The sequence below is a fragment of the Streptomyces sp. NBC_00045 genome, assembly GCF_045041095.1.
In the GTDB taxonomy this organism is placed as follows: Bacteria; Actinomycetota; Actinomycetes; order Streptomycetales; family Streptomycetaceae; genus Streptomyces.
On the sequence record NZ_CP108271.1, the window covers coordinates 592,129 to 612,287 of the forward strand.

Consider the following 20,159-nt stretch of genomic DNA (forward strand, 5'->3'; position numbering starts at 1 on the left):
ACGGGCTGACGACGGGAGGCGTCCGGGGCCGTGAGGGCTACGATCCGAGTTCGTATGTGACCTGCGTCCCGTGGGGCGGGTCACCTGGGGAGTGCCCGAATGTCACGCTCCGCCACCAGCCGTACCCGTCTCCACGCCCGTGCGACGCCGTTTCCCGGCGCCCCCTTTCACGGCGTGGGGTACTCGCGGCCCCGCCCGTACGACACCGACACCGACACCTGCTGCCTACTGGGCGGCGAGTTCGGCGTTCGCGCGGGCGGTGACATGGGCGAGCGCTCGGGCCGCGATCTCGCGCTCGGCTGCCGGAAGGTCTCCGTACAACCGACCGGTGAGCGCGGCCACGGCGTCCGTGAACCCCCGGTGGAGTCGGTCGCCCTTTTCGGTGAGCGAGGTTCCTGCACCGTCGAGCAGCCCTGCGTCGGCGAGCCCGTCGAGCAGGGCGTGCGCCTCAGATTCGGCGATCTTGAGCGTCGCGGTCACGCGGGCGACGGCACCGGCACGGTCGAGCCCGTCGGCGGCGGCCTTGAGCGCCACGGACTGGGGGAACGTGAGGCCCGAGGCCCCGAGGAGACGGTCCCGCACGGCGGCGATCGCGTGGTAGGCGATGCCGATCATCTGGCCGTTGAGGAGCGGGGTGGACGGGGAGGCTACGGAGGCGGCGGTGACAGTCATCGAGGGCTCTCCTTGTGGCGGGGGAAGCGGGATGCGGGCTTCGATCCCAACCGGAGAGTTCTCCGGTTCGGCTTGCCGCAAGCTTAAGCGGAGAGCTCTCCGATTCTCAAGGGATAACCGGAGGAGCCTCCGGTACGTCCGCTACGCTGCTCCCCGTGACCCCTCCCACCGAGCGCGCCGACGCCGTCCGCAACCGCCTCCGCATCCTCGGCGCCGCGCGGCGCCTACTCGCCGCCGACGGCTTCGCCGACCTGTCCCTGGACGCGGTGGCCAGGGAGGCCGGGGTCGGGGTCGGCACGGTCTATCGGCGCTTCCACAACCGGGCAGGGCTCGTCTACGCGCTGATCGAGGACAACGAGACCCGCTTCCAGGAGGCGTTCACGCGGTTCTGCGAGGACGGGACCCCGTCGGGACACGACCGGCTGCGCGCCTTTCTGCACGGCTTGACCGAACTCGTCGACGACAACAGGGAACTGCTGCTCCTGGCGGAAGCGAGCGCGCCGGCGGGTCGCTATCACAGCGCCCCCTTCCGCCGGCACCACGAGCAGATCGTCGGCATGGTCGCGGAGCTCGCCCCCGGCGTGGACGCCGCGTACGCGGCGGACCTGCTCCTCATGGCGTTCACGCCGGGCCTGTTCGCGTTCCAGCGCACCGAGCGCGGTTGGGACGTGGACCGCATCAAGCGCGGCCTCGACACTCTGATCGCCGGCCTCGGGGCATGCGGTCACGAGACCGACACCGAAGCCCCGACGCCGTAGGGGCCCCTCCCGCACGTCCCGTACACCGGGCACGTCCCGCACGTCCCGTAGGGATTGGCCCGACCGAGCAGTACCGCGCGGCTGATGAGAGTCGGACGACCGGCCGGGCCGTGCGGTCGTGGCCATCGGTTCCAGGCTGGGCGGCCGCTCCTCAGGGGCGCTCGAAGAGCTGGAGGATCCCCCCGACCGAGAAGCACAGAGCCCCCGTCAGGGTGCCCCAGTTGGCGATGTCCACGTTCACCAGACTTCCGGTCGCGGGACGGGTGAAGGCCGCCAGTGCCGAGACGAGGAAGAGGACGGATCCCAGCTGGTTGACCGCCACGATCCACCAGCTGAGCTCGCGGGCGCGAACGCCCGGCCGGCCGTGGCAGACCTCGACCAGCGCGAGGTGCCCCGAGATCAGGAACAGGATGCACCCGATCATGTCGGGGGCCCAGATCAGCCTGTTCACCTGCTGTAGCGAGAGTCCCTGCAGTAGGGAGCTCAGCAGGTTGACGCCGAACACGAGGGTGCCCACGAACAGGACGAAGGTACTCAGCCAGTCGATCCGGGACGGCTCGTAGCTCCACCACGCCCAGGGGCGTGCAGCCAGCGCACCCCCGCCGGTCTCCGGGCGGGGGGCGTTGATCGCCTGGAGGAGTGAGGTGTAGCCGCCCGTGTTGAAGAACAGGCCGCCGGCGAAATAGATCCAAGCGCCTGTCGCACCGCTTGAGCCGAACTGGGCGACCGCGGCTCCGAGCGCGAACAGGGCCCCGCCGACCGTGAACGCGAGCGCGGCGACGGTGTTCAGCCTGCGCAGGCGGCCGATCGACACACTGTCAGCACTGAGGGGGCGCGCGGCGGTTTCACCCTCGGCGCGGACGGTGAGCAGGCCGCGCTTGCGCGCCGTACGGGACTCCCAGACCGCGGTGCCCCCCTCCGCGGGGCGCCAGGCCAGCCGGGTGGTGAACGGTCCCGCTCCCCCGGTGCGCTCTTCGGTTCGGCTCACCTGGCGACCTTATCCCCCGATGTCCGGAAACAGCGGTCGCCGTGTACCTGTGTCCGCATCGGGAGGGGTAGCCCGGCCGGTCCGTTGCCGTCGGTCAGGGCCGGGTGGGGCCGCGGTAGGGCAGTGTCTGCCGGTAGACGACGCTCGTGGTCGTACTGCCGAAGCCGGCCAGTTCGTCCATGAGCGCCTCCAGGTGCTCCATGGAGGTCGCGGCCACCTTCAGGGTGTAGCAGTCCTCGCCGGTGGTGCGCAGGCACTCCAGGATCTCCCGCCGCTCGGCGAGGAGTCGGCGCAGCGGCTGGTGGCGGTTGCCCGGGTACTTCAACCGGACGAGGGCCAGTACGGGGTAGCCGACCTTGGAGAGGTCGACCACGGCGTGGTAGCCGGAGATGACGCCCATCGCCTCCAGGTTCCGCACCCGTTCCGTGGTGGCCGACGAGCTCAGGCTCACCCGCCGCCCCAACTCGCTGAGCGATATGCGTGCTTCCTGCTGCAACTGGTCGATGATTGCCCAGTCGATGTCGTCGAGATTGCCTGTCATATCGCGACCCTACCGGCAAGTTCATGGCAGAACGACGCCAGCACCAGGAGAAGTAGGTTCCGAATTCCTTGATCACCGAGATAGCCTCGGATCATGAAACTGGGCGTCAACATACCGAACTTCGGGCCCGGAACGGATCCCGGAATGCTGCGCGAGTGGGCGCGGACCGTGGAGGGGCTCGGCTTCGACCTCCTGATGGTGTCGGATCACGTGGCCGTCACCCCGGACCTGGCCGAGCGGTACCCCGAACCGTTCTACGAGCCGTTCACCTTGCTGTCCTGGATGGCCGGCATCACCACCACGCTGCGGTTGGGCACGACCGTGCTCGTACTTCCCTACCGGCATCCGCTGCTGGTGGCACGCATGGCCACCAACCTCGACCAGCTCAGCGGTGGCAGGTTCGTGCTCGGGGTGGGCGTCGGCTGGGCACGTCAGGAATTCGACGCGCTCGGCGTGCCGTTCGCCGCGCGCGGCAGGCTGACCGACGAATACCTGGACGTCCTGCGCAGCGCCTGGCGCGACGGGGCCGGCAACCGCACCACTTCGATCCCCGTCTGGGTCGGCGGCAGCAGCGACGCGGCGATCCGGCGCGCCATCAGGTTCGGCGACGCCTGGCACCCGCTGCGGCCCACCGTTGCGTGGCTCCGTTCGGTGGTGGCGAACCATGCGCTGCCGGGGTTCGCGCCACGCATCGCGCTGCGGCTGACCACCGCCCCGGTCGAGGACCCCGAGCGGCTCGCGGGCACCGGCACCATCGAACAGATCCTCGACGATCTCGACCAACTTCACCATCTCGGCGCCGAGACCGTGGTGCTCGATCCCTACCACGGAGATCCGCAGGCCACTCTTCGACCCGAGGAGGCCTGGCAGGCGCTGGCCGCCGTGACCGCACACTGGAGGACACCGTCATGATCACCACTGCCGACGAGGAGCTCCTGCGGCGCGCGATCGCGATCGCGGCCCGCGCCGTCGCCCTGGGCGACGCGCCCTACGGCACCCTGCTGGCCGGCGCGGACGGCACGGTTCTCGTAGAGGCCCACAACACGGTGCGGCGCGACAACGACATCACCGCCCACCCGGAGCTGAAACTCGCGCGCTGGGCGGCTCGTGAACTCGACCCCGCCACGGCCGCACGCACCACCATGTACACCAGCTGCCAGCCGTGCGGGATGTGCACCGGCGCCATCGTCCGCTCGGGACTCGGCCGTGTGGTCTACGCGCTCTCCACCGGGCAACTCATCGAACTCAACCCGCCGTCCGGTGCCTGGCCGACGGTGCCGCAGGACGGACCGGCCCTGTTCGACGAGGCCCGGGCCCCCATCGAGGAGTACTACCGGCAATGACGCAAGGGGGCGGACGGGAGCGGCGTACGTCGTGGAGTTTCCCGCGCCCCGCCCGAAAGCCTCCTCGCCACGGCGGTGCCGGAGCAGCACAATGGCGGGATCAGCGCCCCCGCAGGAGGGTACGTGCCCGTACCGATCATCGTCGACTGCGACCCTGGACACGACGACGCCCTCGCGATCATGCTGGCTGCGGGTGACCCCGCAGTCGACCTGCTGGCCATCACCACGGTCGCGGGCAACCAGACCCTCGCGAAGACCACGCTCAACGCGCGCCGGGTCTGCACGGTCGCGGGCATCACCGACGTGCCCATCGCGGCCGGCTGCACCAAACCCCTGGTGCAAGCCCTGAGCGTGGCGGACGACGTGCACGGCGCGTCCGGCCTCGACGGACCGCGATTCCCCGAACCCACCGTGGACGTGGCCGCCGAACACGCGGTCGACCTCATGCACCGGATCCTGACCGGACACCCGGAGCCGGTCACCCTCGTCCCCACGGGTCCGTTGACCAACATCGCCCTGCTGCTGACCCGGCATCCCGATGCCGCCTCCCGCATCCGGGAGATCGTCCTCATGGGCGGTTCGACGGAGCGGGGCAACCGGACCCCGGCCGCAGAGTTCAACGTCCAAGCGGACCCGGAAGCCGCGGACATCGTGTTCCGCAGTGGTGTTCAGGTCACCATGTGCGGCCTCAACGTCACGCACCAAGCGCTCGCCACAGCGGAGGTCGTCGCCCGCTTCGAGGCCTTGGACACCGATCTGGGACGCATCTGCGCCGAGCTGCTGACCTTCTTCGCGTCCAGCTACCGCAGGCTGTGGGGGTTCCGGGCCCCACCCCTGCACGATCCGGTCGCCGTCGCCCGGGTGATCGACCCGACCATCGTGCACTGCGTGGACGCGAACGTCGTCGTCGAACTGAACGGGCGGTACACACGGGGAGCCACCGTCGTGGACCTGCACCAGTACACGGGCCGACCGGTGAACGCGCAGGTTGCGCTCACACTGGACACCGGCCCGTTCTGGGACCGGATGGTCGCTGCCGTGACATCTCTGGGCGCCCGGCCGTCACGCTGACACGGGGGTGAACGGCCGGAGTTCGTCCAATCCTGCCCGCACCACGCCGTAGCTGTGTTCGGGCACCTCGTTCCACGCCCCCGGCAGATTGCCCAACGGCTCGGAAACGACGAGGCGGGTGTCGTCCGACAACTCCCGGAAGATCGGCATGTCGGGGTGGAGCGCGCGCAGCGAGTCGACCCTGGTGCTGTAGTAGAGCGACCGGGCGACGCCCGAGCTGGCGTAGCGGAAGGCCCAGACCGACAAGCCGTCGGTCACGGCGACGGTCATCTGCAGGGGCGAGGCGACGCCGTGCGCCTGGCCCGTGCGCTCCACCAGGCCCGCCATCCGGGCCACCGCCCCCGGAGGATCGGCGTCCAGACCGAAGGTCAGCGCGAGGAAGAACATCACTTCCGAGTCCGTGGATCCCTCAAGGTCGGCATACAGGACGGGGTCCACGGCCATGCAGAGTTCCCTGCGCAGCTTGTGGAATTCGGCGATGGAGCCGTTGTGCATCCACATCCACCGGCCGTGACGGAAGGGGTGGCAGTTCGTCTGCTGGACCGGTGTGCCCGTCGAGGCTCGTATGTGGGCGAAGAGCAGCGGGGACCTGACGTGTTGCGCGATCTCCCGCAGGTTGCGGTTGCTCCACACCGGGCCGATGTCGCGTACCACCGCGGGGGTGCCGGTGCTTGAGTCCTCCGCGTACCAGCCGATGCCGAATCCGTCCCCGTTCGTCGTCTCCACCCCGAGACGGGAGTGGAGACCCTGATCGATCAGGGAGTGTTCGGGCTTGTAGAGGATGGTCTCCAGAAGGAGCGGAGTGCCCGAATACGCGAGCCATCGACACATGGCCGTCACCCTTCCCGGGGAGCATTTCGACTACTCTTCGAGCGTACGAGCGTCACTCGTCCGCCGCATCACCACCCTGGGGGCTGAGGGACGGCCGCGATGGCCGACTCCCGCGACGGGGCTATCGTGGGTCGGCCCACGCCCTGAGCGCCCGGCCCAGCGCCAGCACGCTCAGGCCGAACATGAGCACGCCCAGCGGGACGTGGAGCGCCGATATGTGCGCGATGCCCAACACCACCTGGACCGAGGCGAGTACGAGGAAACCCGACGCGTGCAGGACGGGCCGGGGCGACCCGCCGCCCGGCCGCCACGCCAGGACCGCGGCGAGCACGTACAGCATCGACGCGCCGTACATCACGCGTGCTCCGACGCCGTGGAGCGTCTCGCCGTAGGACGTGGACAGCAACAGTCCGGCGGTGACCGCCTGGAAGAAGATGGCCAGGGTCTGTAGGGCGATCGCGACCTGCGGGAACGTGCGGCTGCGGTGTTCTGCCGTCGTCTGTGCGGCCATGGTGTGGTCCCCTCTTCTGCCTCACGGCGGTGGATCGGTACTGTCTCGGTAGTCCGACGAGACGGGCCCGCGAAACGTGAGGCGAAGAGCAGAAGTCGGCGACAGGAACAGGGAGCGGTCGCGACCATGAGCACCCCATCCGCGCCGGGGCTGGGCCGATCCGAGTCGTGGCACGGCCCGTCCGAGTCGGGCCCGGGCGAGATCGTCGGCGAGCGGCGCCATCTGATCAATCTCACCTACCGGCTGCTCGGTTCGCTGGCCGAGGCCGAGGACGCCGTACAGGAGGCCTACGCCCGGTGGTACGCGATGTCGCGGCAGCGGCAGCAGGCCATCGCGTCGCCCGGCGCCTGGCTGACGACCGTGGCCACGCGCATCTGCCTGGACCTGCTCGGCTCGGCTCGGGTCCGGCGCGAGCGCTACGTCGGCACGTGGATACCCGAGCCGCTGCCCGACCTCCTGGAGTGGATCGGCGGGCCGGCGGGCGGCGGCGGGGCCGAGCCGGCCGACCCCGCGGACCAGGTCACGCTGGACGAGTCGGTGAGCATGGCCTTCCTCGTCGTACTGGAGTCGATGACGCCGGCCGAACGCGTGGCGTTCGTCCTGCACGACGTCTTCCGGTACCCGTTCGCGGAGGTCGCCGAGATCGTCGGCCGGACACCGGCAGCCTGCCGCCAGCTGGCGTCATCGGCCCGTCGGCGCATCGCGGACGCGCAGGCCCCGACGGGGGCGAGGACCGGGCAGGCGGGTCTCGTACGGGAATTCAAAGAGGCGTGGGAGGCCAAGGACATCGGAGCCCTCGTCGGCCTCCTCGACCCCGGGGCCACGATGACCGCCGATGGTGGCGGACTGGTCGGCACCGTCCTGCGCCCGGTCGAGGGCAGCGACCGCATCGCCCAGTACCTGATCCACATCGCGGACAAGGCACCCGGGCTGACGCTCCTGGAGCGGACGGTCAACGGCCGGCCCGGCCTCGTCGCCCAGAGCTCGGGCGTCACCGTGACCGTGGCGGCCTTCGACCTCGCCGAGGGCCGCATCACTCGCATCTGGGCGGTCCGCAACCCGGAGAAACTCCGCTCGTGGACCGAGATCGGACCGCACTGACCCCGCTCCGACGACGTGCTTCGCCGCCCTATGCGGCTGCCCGCTTCCTCAGCGCGCGCTTGTCCGGCTTGCCCTGGTCGGTCAGCGGAAGGGCCGGCTCCCAGAAGACGGTGGTCGGCCGGTGGGCCGGTGAGAGAGCCTCGGCCACCTGCCGGCACGCCTCGGCGGCCGCCGCGCCCGTAGGTGCGCGGCCCGGCACGGGCACCAGGAAGGCGCACACCTCCTCGCCGGTGAGATCGCTCGGCCTGCCCACCACTGCGGCCTCGGCCACCGCGGGATGCCGGGTGAGGGCCGTCTCGACCGGACCGCAGTAGATGTTCACACCGTCCACGATCACGATGTCCTTGAGCCGGTCGTCGAGGTAGAGGTACCCGTCGGCGTCGAAGTGGCCGAGGTCCCCGGTCCTGAGCCAGCCGTCGCGCACCACCCGGGCCGTGAGGTCGGGCTGGTTCCAGTAGCCCGCCATCACCATCTTGGACCGCACCCACACCTCCCCCGTGCGTCCCGGCTCCGCCCGTGGTGACCCGTCCCGGTCGCGCACCTGAACGTCCACCCCGGGCGCGGGACGGCCGACGGATCCCAGGAGGTACGGCCGGTCGATCACTCCCGCGTCGTGGTCGGCCGCAGACAGCCGGCAGATCACCCCGGCCTCGTTCATCCCGTAGCCCTGCCGCCACCTCGGCTGCGGGCCCCAGCGCGTCAGAGCCTGGCGGAGCCGCTCCGGGTGGACCGGGGAGTTCCCGTACGACACCTGGACGAGACCCGGCACGCCGTCGGCGGTCTCCGGGTCGTCCAGCAGCCGGTACAGCATCGAGGGCGTCAGATACGTGGACACGGGCGCCAGCCGTCGGCAGGCGGCGGCGAACTCCCCCGCGTCGAAGGGCCCGAGGACCTCCACCCGACCGCCCTCGCGCAGGTGCTCCAGGCACCGGCCCCCGGAACGCTGCGCGAGCGAGGTGACGGACAGGTAGACGGACTCCGCAGGTCCACCCCCCGTGCCGCGGGTACCGGTCCGGTCCGCCATCGCGGCGAAGGTGGAGGCCACCCCCTTGGGCCTGCCCGTGGTGCTGCCGGTGTAGGTCACCCGCGCCACGTCGTCCTCGCGCGCCCGCAGGGGCACGGCCCGGCCTTCCCGGGCACGGGCGAGCCGCATCAGCTCCGCCATCGCGATGTGCGCGACCCCCGTCTCCGGCACCGGGGTGTCGTGCACCACCACGACCGGCGCGCAGTCCCTCAGCACGAAGTCCAAGCCGTGGGTGGCGGGGCCGACGATCACCTGGGTCAACCGCGCGCCCAGCACGTGCGCGGCCAATCGCACCAACAGCACCTCGGGCCGGTTCCCGCCCGTCACGCAGGCCAGCCCCGACCCGCGTCCGACCCCCAGCTCGGCAAGAGCGGCCGCCAGCCCGTACGTGTCGGCCAGCACCTCGGAGAACCCCATGACGACGGGTCCGGCCCCGATCGCGGGCCGTCCGGCGTTCCGCTCCAACGAACCGATCAGGTCTGCGACATACCGTGCACCCATCTGGACCGCCTCCGTTGCGTCCCGTTGTCGTGCCGGCCCGTTCCGCCCGCCCTACGGCGTGTGCGGGGCCACGACTCTTGCGACGTAGCCGGCCAGTTGGGCCCGCAGCCGTTCACGCTGCACGTCTTCCCGGCCGGCCAGCCGCTCGACCAGGTCGGCCCGGGTGGCGGCGAGCAGGGCGTGGGCGGTGAAGTCGGCCTCGGTCAGACCGGGGATCTGCTCCAGCACGGAGCGGAGCAGGCCGTGCCACCGCGCGTAGTGTTCGGCCTGGTACAGACCGTCACTCCCGCCCTCCTCCAGGGCCAGCGCCAGGCGACGGTTGTCGAGCTTGAAGCACAGGACCGCATCCAGCACGGCAAGTGCGCGCTCCTGCGGCGGGGTGGCGGGTCCGAGGGGCGGCGGGCCGGCTTCCACGGCTTCCCGGACCGGTTCGAGCCGTGCCTCGTACAGCGCGCGGAGCAGGCCTGCGCGGTCGCCGAAGGCCCGGAAGAGCGTGCCCTTCCCCACGCCGGCCGCTGCGGCGATGTCTGCCGTCGTGAGGTCCTCGGGGCTCTCGGAGCGCGCGAAGAGGGCGTCGGCGGCCTCCAGGACGGCTTGCCGGTTACGAGCCGCGTCCTTGCGGGGTTTGCGCTCGGGCTCGGGCACGGGGTTCCTCCAATTGAAAAACGGACCCGCAGTCCGTATTGTCGAAACCGGACCCAGGGTCCGCATTCTATGAGACGGAGGATACCCATGTCCGAAGCCGTATCACCCTCCCCAGACCAGCTGTACCGCCACGGCCTGCGCCTCCTGCTCGCCAAGGACGTGCCCGGCTGGGTCGCCCTGTGGGCCGAAGACGGGGTGATGGAGTTCCCGTTCGCACCCCCGGGCCGCCCCGCGCGGCTGGCCGGGCGGGCGGCGATCGCCGCATACATGCGCCCCTACCCCGACCACATCGATCTGCACGACTTCGCCGACGCAGACCTGCGGATCCACCGGACCGCCGATCCGCGGACCATCGTGGTCGAGATGCGGGGCGTCGGCCGGCTGGTGCGGACCGGCGACCCCTTCGACATGACGTACATCGCCGTCGTGACCGTCGAGAACGGGCGCTTCACGTCCTACCGCGACTACTGGAACCCACTCTCGCTACACGACCTCGGCACCGATTTCGCAGGGAGCTCCCGATGACCCGGGCCGACGGCGTCACCGCTGGCGCCGCCACCGCGCTCGTGATCGGTGCCACCGGGACCACCGGCAGCCGCACCGTCGCACTGTTGGCGGCCGCCGGTCACGCGGTCCGGGCGGCCAGCCGCAGGGGCACCCCGGTGGCGGGAGCCGAGCCGGTCCGCTTCGACTGGTACGACCCCGGCACCCACGCCGCCGCCCTCGACGGCGTCGACCGGACCTACGTGATCCCACCCGTGGGCGATCCCGACCCCGCGGCGGTCGTCCTGCCGTTCCTGCATCGGGCCCGGGCCGTCGGCGTACGGCGCGCGGTGCTCCTGAGCGCCTCCTCCATCCCGAAGGGCGGGCCGGCCGTGGGCCTGGTGCACCAAGCGCTGCCGGACGTCTTCGACGAGTGGGCGGTACTGCGGCCGTCCTGGTTCATGCAGAATTTCACGGGCGGCCATGAGCACGCCCGGAGCATCCGGGCGGACGGCCTCATCGTGACCGCCACCGGCCGCGGCCGGGTCGCCTTCGTCGACGCCGAGGACATCGCGGCCGTGGCCGTCCGCGCGCTGACCGACGTCCACGCCCCCAACACCGATCTCGTACTGACCGGACCGGAAGCCCTGAGCCACGACGACATCGCCGCCGTCGTATCGGAGGTGACCGGCCGCCCCGTGGTCCACCGCCCCATCGGCTACGACGAGATGCGCACCCGGCTCGCCGGGCTGATGCCCGAGAAGTTCGCCGCGATGCTGGCGGGCATGGAGCGGGCCATCTCCGAGGGAGCGGAGGACCGGGTCACCGACTCCGTCCGACGCATCACCGGACGTCCCGCGGGCAGCTTCCGAGCCGTTGCGGAGCGGGAGTTGCCCTAGGCGACCGATGTCGGGCCGGGCAGGCGGGTGGGCGGGGCGGGCGGGCGGGCCTGGGGGTGTCCGGGCACAGCGGGCCCCCTCGGGGCCGGCGCCCGGCGCGGCCGTCCGCACGCGTACGGGAGCCGCGCCCGCCGGCCGCCGCCGCTCGCCGGGCTGGGGGCCGGGCGGGTTCCTATGCTCGAAGGAGGTGGGGATCCGACACCAGGCGAAGGAGGCGGGCGGCATGACCGAGACGGCGGACGCGCGCGACGCTGACCGCGCGCTCAAGGCGAAGCACCGGACGATGTGGGCGCTCGGCGATTACTCGGCCGTCGCCAAGGAGGTCGTCGGGGCCCTCGGACCCGTCCTGGTCGAAGCCTGCGGGGTGAAGCGCGGCGACCGGGTGCTCGACATCGCCGCGGGGTCGGGGAACGCCGCCATTCCGGCCGCGCTGGCCGGCGGGGACGTGATCGCCTCCGACCTCACGCCCGAGCTGATGGACGTCGGGCAACGGGAGGCGGCGGCGCGCGGCGCCGAGCTGCGCTGGCAGGAGGCCGACGCCGAGGCGCTGCCCTTCGCCGACGGAGCGTTCGACACGGTGATGTCCTGCGTGGGGGTCATGTTCGCCCCGCACCACCAGGACACCGCCGACGAACTGCTGCGGGTCTGCCGGCCGGGCGGCACGATCGGGCTGATCAGCTGGACCCCGGAGGGGTTCATCGGACACATGTTCACCACCATGAAGCCTTACGCGCCGCCACCGCCGCCGGGGGCGCAGCCGCCGCCGCTGTGGGGGCGGGAGGAACACGTCCGTGAGCTCCTCGGTGACCGTGTCACGGGGGTCGAGGCGCGACGGCAGGCGGTCCGCGTGGACCGCTTCGCGGAGCCCGCGGACTTCCGCGCGTTCTTCAAGGCCACCTACGGGCCGACGATCGCGGTCTACCGGAACATCGCCGACGATCCCGAGAAGACCGCCGCCCTGGACCGGGCCCTCGACGAACTGGCGGGCGGCGCGCTCCAGGACGGGGTGATGGAGTGGGAGTACCTCCTGGTCACCGCCCGCCGGAGCGGCACCGCACCCGAATAGGTCCGGCCCGCGCGCGGTCCCGCGCCCGGTCGGTGCCGTGTCGCGCCGGGGCGCCGCGACCGTCGTGTCGCGGGCCGGCGACGGGGACCGACCGGAACAATGGGGTCGACCCTCTCCATGCCACTGGTCCGCGTGTCGGATGCGGGTGCTGCGTCCGCCGGCGGACCGTCCGTACGACCCCGCGACGCCGCTCGCCGGGAAGGGAGCCGACCGGGTGCTGAGCAATGGTGGCCACTCAAGCGCTGTGCGGACCGCCGTGGCGGGGGCGCTCTTCATCGTCGGCTTCACGGTCGTCTCGTGCACCAGCGACGACGGCAAGGACGACGCCAAGGGCAAGGTCACGGTCGTCTACGAAGACGACACGATCGAACCGAAGGACCGGCAGGCCGTAGAGGTGATCCGGAAGTCCCGCGTCCTGGAGCAGGCGGCCGATTGGATGAACAAGTCGGTCGCCCTCCCGCACGACCTGGCCGTGAAGGTCACCGGCAAGCTCCCGCCGGGCGTTACGGATGCGGTCGCCCAACCCGATGGCAGAACGATCTACGTGTCCCCGGCGTTCCTCACGCAGACCCGGGGACTCGCCGGCGACGTGGCCAAGACCGTCAAACGTCCCGCCCTGTTCCCCCAGGACAAGTACAACGCCGACGATCTGACCGCGCTGTCGACCCAGTTCGTCTTCGGCCACGAGTTGGGCCACGCCCTGCAACGTCAGCTCATGTTGCCGAACCTCGGTCTCGAAGAGGACGCCGCCGACGGGTTCGCATCGTTCTACACCGTCAACGAGGTCGGACCGGATCCGTCGCTGGCAGGGGCACTCGTCTTCGACGAAGCGGCCCGCAGGCAGGGCGAGCTGACCCTGGAAGGGCTCTCCAGCGACCACCCCGTCACGCAGCAGCGGGTCTTCAACTTCCTCTGCTCCCTCTACGGAAGCGATCCCAAGAAGTTCGGCGGCCCTCTGGTGGATACCGGCTACCTGCCGAAATCCCGCGCCCCGCTGTGTCCCCAGGCCTGGGCGATGCTCGACAACGGCTGGTGGACGCAGCTCCAGCCGCACTTCACGTCGGCGTTCAAGGACCAGGGCGACAAGAGGCAGGCGGACGCCCGCGCGCAGCTGATCGCGGAGACGAAGGCGTTCGCGGAGAAGCTCGACGAGATCCGCAGCCAGCAATAGACCTTCATCGCCACCAGCCGCCCGCCCGCCGACGCCGGGCGGGCCGCCTTTACGTGGCGTGACTCCCGTCACTTCCAGTGACCGATGTGGCATGTGTGGCGAGGCCCTGGGCAAGCGCGCCAAATGCAACATGCATCGCGGGTGAGCCGCGGTGTCGGAAGCGGAGGTACAGCGCGTCGTGTCGGAGCAGAGAACCATCCACATCGCAGGAACGTGGCGGTCCGCGGTCTCAGGAGCCACCCGTGAGGTCCTGGACCCGGCGGACGCCACCGTCCTCGCAGTCATCGCCGAGGGCGGCACCGCGGACACCGACGCCGCCGTCGGCGCCGCCCGGGCCGCCTTCGACGGCGGCGAGTGGCCGCAGACCCCGGTCACGGAGCGTGCCGCCCTACTGCGCCGCACCGCCGACCTGCTCCAGCGCGACCGCGAGCGCATCGCGCTGCTGGAGAGCCGGGACGCGGGCAAGACCCTGGAAGAGGGACGGGTCGACGTGGACTGCGTCTGCGACGCCTTCCGCTACTTCGCCGACCTGGTCACCGGCGAGAGCGCGGGACGCGTGGTCGACGCCGGCTCCCCCGACATCCACAGTGTCGTCGTCCACGAACCGGTCGGTGTCTGCGCGCTGATCACCCCCTGGAACTACCCGCTGCTCCAGGCCAGCTGGAAGATCGCCCCGGCCCTCGCCGCGGGCAACACGTTCGTCCTCAAGCCGAGCGAGATCACCCCGCTGTCCACGGTGGAACTCATCGGCCTGCTGGTCGAAGCCGGGCTGCCGGCCGGTGTCGCCAACGTGGTGACCGGTGCCGGTGACCCCGTCGGCGCACGCCTCTCCGCCCACCCCGATGTCGACCTCGTCTCCTTCACCGGCGGCCTCGCCAGCGGTACGAAGGTCATGCGTGCGGCGGCCGAATCCGTGAAGAAGGTCGCCCTCGAACTCGGCGGCAAGAACCCGAACGTCGTCTTCGCCGACGCCTGTGCAACGGACGAGGGATTCGACACCGCCGTCGACCAGGCGCTCAATGCCGCCTTCATGCACAGCGGCCAGGTCTGCTCCGCCGGCTCCCGCCTCATCATCGAGGAGAGCACCGCCCAGCGCTTCGTCGCCGAACTCGCCCGCCGGGCCGACCGGATCCGTCTCGGCCGCGGCACCGACCCCGGCGTCGAGTGCGGGCCCCTGGTCTCCGCGGCCCAGCTCGCGCGGACGCAGGAGTACGTGGCCTCCGCCCTCGCCGAGGGCGCGGTACTGCGCTCCGGCGGCTGCCGCCCGGACGGGCCCGGCTACTTCTACCGGCCGACCGTCCTGGACGGCTGCCACCGCGGGATGCGCGTCGTGCGGGAGGAGGTCTTCGGACCGGTCCTGACCGTCGAGACGTTCCGTACGGAGGCCGAAGCCGTCGCGCTCGCCAACGACACCGAGTACGGACTCGCCGGCGCCGTGTGGACCGCCGACCAGGGCCGTGCCCGCCGCGTCGCGGGCCGGCTGCGCCACGGCACCGTCTGGATCAACGACTTCCACCCCTACCTGCCGCAGGCGGAGTGGGGCGGCTTCGGCAAGTCCGGCATCGGGCGCGAGCTCGGCCCGGCGGGCCTGGCCGAGTACCGCGAGACCAAGCACGTGTACCAGAACCTCGCTCCGCGCCCCGTGCGTTGGTTCGCGGGCTGAAGGAGGAGGAGAACCATCGACACCGACATGAGCGTGCACGAATTCGACTACGTCGTCGTCGGCGGCGGAACCGCCGGCTCGGTCATCGCCTCGCGCCTGACCGAGGACCCCGGCACCACCGTCGCCGTGATCGAGGGCGGCCCCAGCGACGTCGACCGGCCCGAGGTGCTCACCCTGCGCCGCTGGATGGGCCTGCTGGGCGGCGAACTCGACTACGACTACCCCACCACCGAGCAGCCGCGCGGCAACTCCCACATCCGGCACAGCCGCGCCCGCGTCCTCGGCGGCTGTTCCTCGCACAACACCCTGATCGCCTTCAAGCCGCTGCCGTCCGACTGGGACGAGTGGTCGCAGGCCGGCGCCGAGGGCTGGCACGCCGCCGCCATGGAGCCCTACTTCGACAAGCTCCTCAACAACATCGTTCCGGTGGCCGAGAAGGACCGCAACGCCATCGCCCGCGACTTCGTCGACGCCGCGCAGTCGGCCCTGGGCGTACCGCTCGTCGAGGGCTTCAACCGCAAGCCGTTCCACGAGGGCGCCGGCTTCTTCGACCTCGCCTACCACCCGGAGGACAACAAGCGCTCCTCCGCTTCGGTCGCCTACCTCCACCCCGTACTGGACGAACGCCCCAACCTCCACCTCTTCCTGGAGACCTGGGCGCACCGCCTCGAACTCGAAGGCCCCCGGGTGCGCGGTGTCCACGTACGTGCCGGGGACGGCACGCAATCCCTGATCACCGCGCGCCGGGAGGTGCTCGTCTGCGCGGGCGCCGTCGACACACCGCGCCTGCTCCTGCACTCCGGCATAGGCCCCCGCGCCGACCTGGAAGCCCTCGGCATCCCGCCGGTGCACGACCTGCCCGGGGTGGGCGAGAACCTGCTCGACCACCCGGAGTCGGTGATCGTCTGGGAGACCGACGGTCCGATCCCGGAGAACTCGGCGATGGACAGCGACGCCGGCCTGTTCGTGCAGCGCGACCCGCAATCCCAGGGCCCCGACCTGATGTTCCACTTCTACCAGGTGCCCTTCACGGACAACCCGGAGCGCATCGGCTACGAACGCCCCGCGCACGGGGTGTCGATGACCCCCAACATCCCCAAGCCCCGCAGCCGCGGCCGCCTCTACCTGACCAGCGCGGACCCCGAGGTCAAACCCGCCCTGGACTTCCGGTACTTCACGGACGAAGAGGACTACGACGGCCGCACCCTCGTGGACGGCATCAAGCTCGCCCGTGAGATCGCCGCCACCGAACCGCTGGCCGGCTGGCTGAAGCGGGAGGTCTGTCCCGGCCCGGAGGTCACCGATGACGAGGCGCTGAGCGCGTACGCCCGCTCGGTCGCGCACACCGTCTACCACCCGGCGGGCACCTGCAAGATGGGCGCCGCCGACGATCCCACCGCCGTCGTGGGACCCGACCTCCGGGTGCGGGGCCTTCGGGGGATCCGCATCGCGGACGCCTCCGTCTTTCCGACGATGACCGCGGTGAACCCGATGATCGGAGTCCTCATGGTGGGCGAAAAGGCCGCCGAGCTGCTGGCCCTGGAAGGCGGTACCCGGTGAACGCCATGCCCGTCGCTCCTCCTGCACCTGACGTCCCCGCCACACCTGCCGAAGCTCCCGTCTTCTCGGTCAAGGGCCTCTGGAAGGTCTTCGGCCCCAAGGGCGCGGCGGCGAAGGTCCCCGGTTCCGAACACGCCGGGATGCCCGCCGCCGAGCTGCGCGAACGCACCGGCTGCACGGCGGCCGTCCGCGACGTCAGCTTCGACGTCCGTAAGGGCGAGGTCTTCGTCGTGATGGGTCTGTCCGGCTCGGGCAAGTCCACCCTCGTACGGTGCCTCACACGGCTGATCGAGCCCACGGCCGGGGCCCTCGCCCTCGACGGCGAGGACGTCCTCGCGATGGACTCCGGCCGGCTGCGCGAACTGCGCCGCCACCGGGCCGCCATGGTCTTCCAGCACTTCGGCCTGCTCCCGCACCGCAGCGTCCTGGACAACGTCGCCTACGGCCTGGAGATCCAGGGCATCGGCCGCGCCGAACGCCGTCGGAAGGCGGCCGAGATGGTCGAGAAGGTCGGCCTGGCCGGCCTCGAAGAGCGCCGTCCCGGTCAGCTGTCGGGCGGCCAGCAGCAGCGCGTCGGGCTCGCCCGGGCCCTCGCCGCCGACCCGGAAGTGCTGCTGTTCGACGAGCCGTTCAGCGCCCTCGACCCGCTCATCCGGCGCGAGATGCAGGACGAGGTCGCCCGGCTCCACCACGAGGAGGGCCGCACCATGGTCTTCATCACGCACGACCTCGCCGAGGCCCTGCGCCTGGGCGACCGCATCGCGCTGATGCGGGACGGCCGCATCGTGCAGTTGGGCACGCCGGAGGAGATCGTCGGCTCGCCCGCCGATGACTACGTACGGGACTTCGTCCGCGACGTCCCCCGCGAACAGGTCCTCACCGTGCGCAGCGCGATGCGCCCCGCCACGGCCGACACGGCCGGGCAGGGCCCCGCCCTGCCCCCCGCCACGACCGTGGCCGACGCCATCGAGGCCGTCGTCCGCAGCGGTGGCCCGGCCCGGGTCGTCGACCACGGCGGCCGGTGTCTCGGCGTCGTCGACGAGGCCGCGCTGCTCGCCGTGGTGGCCGGGATCCCGGCCGCGACCGGACGGGAGGTGGCGGCATGACCGGCATCGTCCGGCCCCCCGTCCCCGCCCGCGGCACCGGGCGGTGGTCCGGATGACCGCGGCCACGGCCCCCGCACGCGAACCGTCCCGGCCCGGCGCCCCGCAGTCGTCCGGCCGGCCCGGGGAGGCGGAGCGCCTCGCCGCGGGCCGCCCTGCGGCGGAGAGCCCCGCTGGGGGCCGCGGCACCGCAGGCCGCGGGGCGGACCGTGCCGGGGCCGGGACGGCGGACCGACCGCGCAGCGGCCCGTCCCTGTTCGGACGCCCCCTCGGCCGCGGGCTGCTCCTGCCCCTCGCGGTGGCCGCCGCCGTGCTGGTCCCGCTCGCCATCGTCTTTCCGGCCTCCGGCAGTTGGCCCTCGGCCCTGGCCGTGGACCTCTCGGGCCCGCTCGGCCGGGCCGGCGACTGGATCATCGACCACCGGGACAGCCACCCGCTGTTCCTCTACTTCTTCGGCCACATCAGCAACGCCGTGGTCGTGTCCGTCCGCGCCGTCTACGTCGTCCTGCTCGCCGCGGGATGGACCGGAGTCACCGCGCTGGCCGCCCTGGTGGCCTGGCGACTGGCCGGCGTCCGGCTCGCCCTGACCTGCGCCTGTGCCTTCGCCGCATGCGGGCTGCTCGGCATGTGGGTGCCGACCATGCAGACGCTCGCGCTGATGGTCGTCGCCGTCGCCGCCTCCGTCGCCGTCGGCGGGCTGCTCGGACTGGCGGCCGGGCTCTCCGCGCGCGCCGACCGCGTCCTGCGCCCCCTGCTCGACACCATGCAGATCCTGCCGGCGTTCGCGTACCTGCTGCCGATGGTGCTGGTCTTCGGCATCGGCGTACCCGCCGCCGTACTGGCCACCGTCGTCTACGCCGCCCCGCCGATGGCCCGCCTGACCGCCCTCGGCCTGCGCGAGGCCGACGCGGGAGTGCTGGAGGCGGCCGCCTCGCTCGGCGCCACCGGCCGCCAGCGGCTGTTGACCGCCCGGCTGCCGCTCGCCCGCCGGCAGCTGCTGCTCGGCGTCAACCAGGCCATCATGACCGGCCTTTCGATGGCCGTGATCGCCTCCGTGATCGGCGCGGGCGGCCTCGGCGACCGCGTCTACCAGGCCCTCGCGTCCGTCGACGTCGGTGCCGCCCTGGCCGCGGGCATCCCGATCGTGCTGCTCGCCGTGGTCCTCGACCGCACCGCCGACGCGGCGGGCCAGCGGATCGGCGCCCCCGAGACCCCCGGGAGCAGCGCACGGCAGCTACTGCTCCGCGTGTTCGACGGATGGTACGGATGGCTGCTCACCGTCCTCGTGGCGGTGGCCGTCGCCGTCGGCGGCCGCATCGGGGGCACGACGCTGTGGCCCACGTCCTGGACGGTGTCCATCGCCGGGCCCGTGAACGAGGCGGTCGCCTGGATGACCGCCCACCTGTACTCCGGTGTGCCCGTCGTCGGCGGCAGCGCCGACTGGGCCGCCCGTTTCACCGGCTGGATCCTCGACCCCCTGCGCAGCGGTCTCCAGGCCGCGCCCTGGTGGCTGCTCCTGCTGCTCGCCGCAGCGCTCGCCCTGCTCGTCGGCACCTGGCGCACCGCGCTCACGGCCGTCCTCGCCCTCGCCGCCGTCGGGGTGCTCGGCGTGTGGGACGCCTCCCTCGACACGCTCTCCCAGGTGCTCGCCGCCGTCGCCGTCACCCTCGCACTCGGCTTCGCGATCTCGGTGGGCGCCGCGCGCAGCGACCGCGCGCAGCGGGCGCTGCGCCCGGTGCTCGACGTGTGCCAGACCCTGCCGCAGTTCGTCTACCTCATTCCGGTGGTCGCGCTGTTCGGGGTCGGCCGGGCGCCGGCCGCGGCCGCCGCGGTCGTGTACGCGCTTCCGGCCGTCGTACGGATCACCACGCAGGGCCTGCGCGAGGTGAACCCGGCCGCGCTGGAATCCGCCCGGTCGCTGGGCGCTACCCGCTCGCAGCAGCTGTGGCAGGTCCAACTGCCACTGGCGCGGCCCGCGTTGCTGCTCGCCGTCAACCAGGCGGTGGTGCTGGTCCTCGCCGTCGTCATCATCGGCGGCCTGGTCGGCGGCGGCGCGCTCGGCTACGACGTCGTCCTCGGCCTCGCGCAGGGCGACCTGGCCACCGGCCTCGTGGCCGGCGCCGCGATCGTATGCCTCGGCCTGCTGCTCGACCGCGTCACCCAGCCCGCGAAGGAGGCCTGAGATGCGAAACCGACCCTTCCACGCAGGACGCGACGGACATGCCGGT

General features: G+C 71.9%; 20 protein-coding genes. 13 read left to right on the top strand and 7 right to left on the bottom strand.

The window, feature by feature from the left end:
- Nucleotides 1–225 precede the first annotated feature (225 nt).
- Nucleotides 226–672 carry a hypothetical protein gene (locus tag OHA65_RS02960; RefSeq protein WP_405754399.1) on the bottom strand — a complete coding sequence of 149 codons (447 nt, stop codon included), beginning with the start codon at nt 670–672 and terminating at the stop codon, nt 226–228.
- A 155-nt stretch (nt 673–827) separates the two neighbouring features.
- Here OHA65_RS02960 and OHA65_RS02965 point away from each other — a divergent pair, with 155 nt between their 5' ends.
- Entirely contained in the window at nt 828–1,430 is a 603-nt protein-coding gene (locus OHA65_RS02965; RefSeq protein ID WP_327281487.1) for a TetR/AcrR family transcriptional regulator, read from the top strand.
- Nucleotides 1,431–1,581: 151 nt separating this feature from the next.
- On the opposite strand, the gene OHA65_RS02970 is transcribed toward OHA65_RS02965, so the two are convergent.
- Together OHA65_RS02970 and OHA65_RS02975 are read right to left on the bottom strand one after the other, a co-directional pair.
- Nucleotides 1,582–2,418 carry a hypothetical protein gene (locus tag OHA65_RS02970; RefSeq protein ID WP_327281488.1) on the bottom strand — a complete coding sequence of 279 codons (837 nt, stop codon included), beginning with the start codon at nt 2,416–2,418 and terminating at the stop codon, nt 1,582–1,584.
- Nucleotides 2,419–2,512: 94 nt separating this feature from the next.
- Entirely contained in the window at nt 2,513–2,959 is a 447-nt protein-coding gene (locus OHA65_RS02975) for an Lrp/AsnC family transcriptional regulator (protein ID WP_327281489.1), read from the bottom strand.
- A 93-nt stretch (nt 2,960–3,052) separates the two neighbouring features.
- Between OHA65_RS02975 and OHA65_RS02980 the strand changes: the two genes are divergently transcribed.
- From OHA65_RS02980 to OHA65_RS02990, 3 genes are all read left to right on the top strand, one after another.
- The gene (locus OHA65_RS02980; RefSeq protein ID WP_327281490.1) at nt 3,053–3,871 is read left to right on the top strand and encodes an LLM class flavin-dependent oxidoreductase; all 819 of its coding nucleotides are present in this window, start codon (nt 3,053–3,055) and stop codon (nt 3,869–3,871) included.
- A complete protein-coding gene (locus OHA65_RS02985) occupies nt 3,868–4,302 on the top strand; it encodes a nucleoside deaminase (RefSeq protein ID WP_328761415.1) in 435 nt (144 codons plus the stop codon). Before OHA65_RS02980 ends, OHA65_RS02985 begins: the two co-directional genes overlap by 4 nt.
- A gap of 123 nt (nt 4,303–4,425) precedes the next feature.
- Nucleotides 4,426–5,373 carry a nucleoside hydrolase gene (locus OHA65_RS02990; RefSeq protein WP_405754402.1) on the top strand — a complete coding sequence of 316 codons (948 nt, stop codon included), beginning with the start codon at nt 4,426–4,428 and terminating at the stop codon, nt 5,371–5,373.
- On the opposite strand, the gene OHA65_RS02995 is transcribed toward OHA65_RS02990, so the two are convergent.
- Nucleotides 5,365–6,204: a class II glutamine amidotransferase gene (locus OHA65_RS02995; protein ID WP_327281493.1), complete on the bottom strand. Its 840-nt coding sequence runs from the start codon at nt 6,202–6,204 to the stop codon at nt 5,365–5,367. The genes OHA65_RS02990 and OHA65_RS02995 overlap by 9 nt on opposite strands.
- Nucleotides 6,205–6,325: 121 nt before the next feature.
- A complete protein-coding gene (locus tag OHA65_RS03000; RefSeq protein ID WP_327281494.1) occupies nt 6,326–6,715 on the bottom strand; it encodes a hypothetical protein in 390 nt (129 codons plus the stop codon).
- 126 nt (nt 6,716–6,841) lie between these two features.
- Between OHA65_RS03000 and sigJ the strand changes: the two genes are divergently transcribed.
- On the top strand, nt 6,842–7,816 hold the full coding sequence (gene sigJ, locus OHA65_RS03005) for an RNA polymerase sigma factor SigJ (protein ID WP_327281495.1): 975 nt from the start codon (nt 6,842–6,844) through the stop codon (nt 7,814–7,816).
- 28 nt (nt 7,817–7,844) lie between these two features.
- On the opposite strand, the gene OHA65_RS03010 is transcribed toward sigJ, so the two are convergent.
- Nucleotides 7,845–9,341, bottom strand: coding sequence for a class I adenylate-forming enzyme family protein (locus tag OHA65_RS03010; RefSeq protein WP_405761059.1), 1,497 nt, complete (start codon nt 9,339–9,341; stop codon nt 7,845–7,847).
- A 51-nt stretch (nt 9,342–9,392) separates the two neighbouring features.
- A complete protein-coding gene (locus tag OHA65_RS03015) occupies nt 9,393–9,986 on the bottom strand; it encodes a helix-turn-helix domain-containing protein (RefSeq protein ID WP_327281497.1) in 594 nt (197 codons plus the stop codon).
- 87 nt (nt 9,987–10,073) lie between these two features.
- On the opposite strand from OHA65_RS03015, the gene OHA65_RS03020 reads away from it, so the two are divergent.
- The 8 genes from OHA65_RS03020 (at nt 10,074) to OHA65_RS03055 (ending at nt 20,113) form a co-directional block, all read left to right on the top strand.
- Nucleotides 10,074–10,511, top strand: a complete 438-nt coding sequence (locus tag OHA65_RS03020; protein WP_405754406.1) for a nuclear transport factor 2 family protein — start codon at nt 10,074–10,076, stop codon at nt 10,509–10,511.
- A complete protein-coding gene (locus OHA65_RS03025; RefSeq protein WP_327281499.1) occupies nt 10,508–11,368 on the top strand; it encodes an NmrA family NAD(P)-binding protein in 861 nt (286 codons plus the stop codon). Before OHA65_RS03020 ends, OHA65_RS03025 begins: the two co-directional genes overlap by 4 nt.
- A 223-nt stretch (nt 11,369–11,591) precedes the next feature.
- The gene (locus OHA65_RS03030; protein WP_328761418.1) at nt 11,592–12,434 is read left to right on the top strand and encodes a class I SAM-dependent methyltransferase; all 843 of its coding nucleotides are present in this window, start codon (nt 11,592–11,594) and stop codon (nt 12,432–12,434) included.
- Nucleotides 12,435–12,678: 244 nt separating this feature from the next.
- Nucleotides 12,679–13,605, top strand: a complete 927-nt coding sequence (locus tag OHA65_RS03035; protein ID WP_405761063.1) for a DUF4344 domain-containing metallopeptidase — start codon at nt 12,679–12,681, stop codon at nt 13,603–13,605.
- 178 nt (nt 13,606–13,783) lie between these two features.
- A complete protein-coding gene (locus tag OHA65_RS03040) occupies nt 13,784–15,268 on the top strand; it encodes an aldehyde dehydrogenase family protein (protein ID WP_327281502.1) in 1,485 nt (494 codons plus the stop codon).
- A 27-nt stretch (nt 15,269–15,295) separates the two neighbouring features.
- Nucleotides 15,296–16,828, top strand: a complete 1,533-nt coding sequence (locus OHA65_RS03045) for a GMC oxidoreductase (protein ID WP_327281503.1) — start codon at nt 15,296–15,298, stop codon at nt 16,826–16,828.
- 5 nt (nt 16,829–16,833) lie between these two features.
- Nucleotides 16,834–17,934 (top strand): glycine betaine/L-proline ABC transporter ATP-binding protein, encoded by a 1,101-nt coding sequence (locus OHA65_RS03050; RefSeq protein ID WP_405763362.1) that lies wholly within the window; start codon nt 16,834–16,836, stop codon nt 17,932–17,934.
- 52 nt (nt 17,935–17,986) lie between these two features.
- On the top strand, nt 17,987–20,113 hold the full coding sequence (locus tag OHA65_RS03055) for an ABC transporter permease subunit (protein WP_405761066.1): 2,127 nt from the start codon (nt 17,987–17,989) through the stop codon (nt 20,111–20,113).
- Nucleotides 20,114–20,159: the final 46 nt, after the last annotated feature.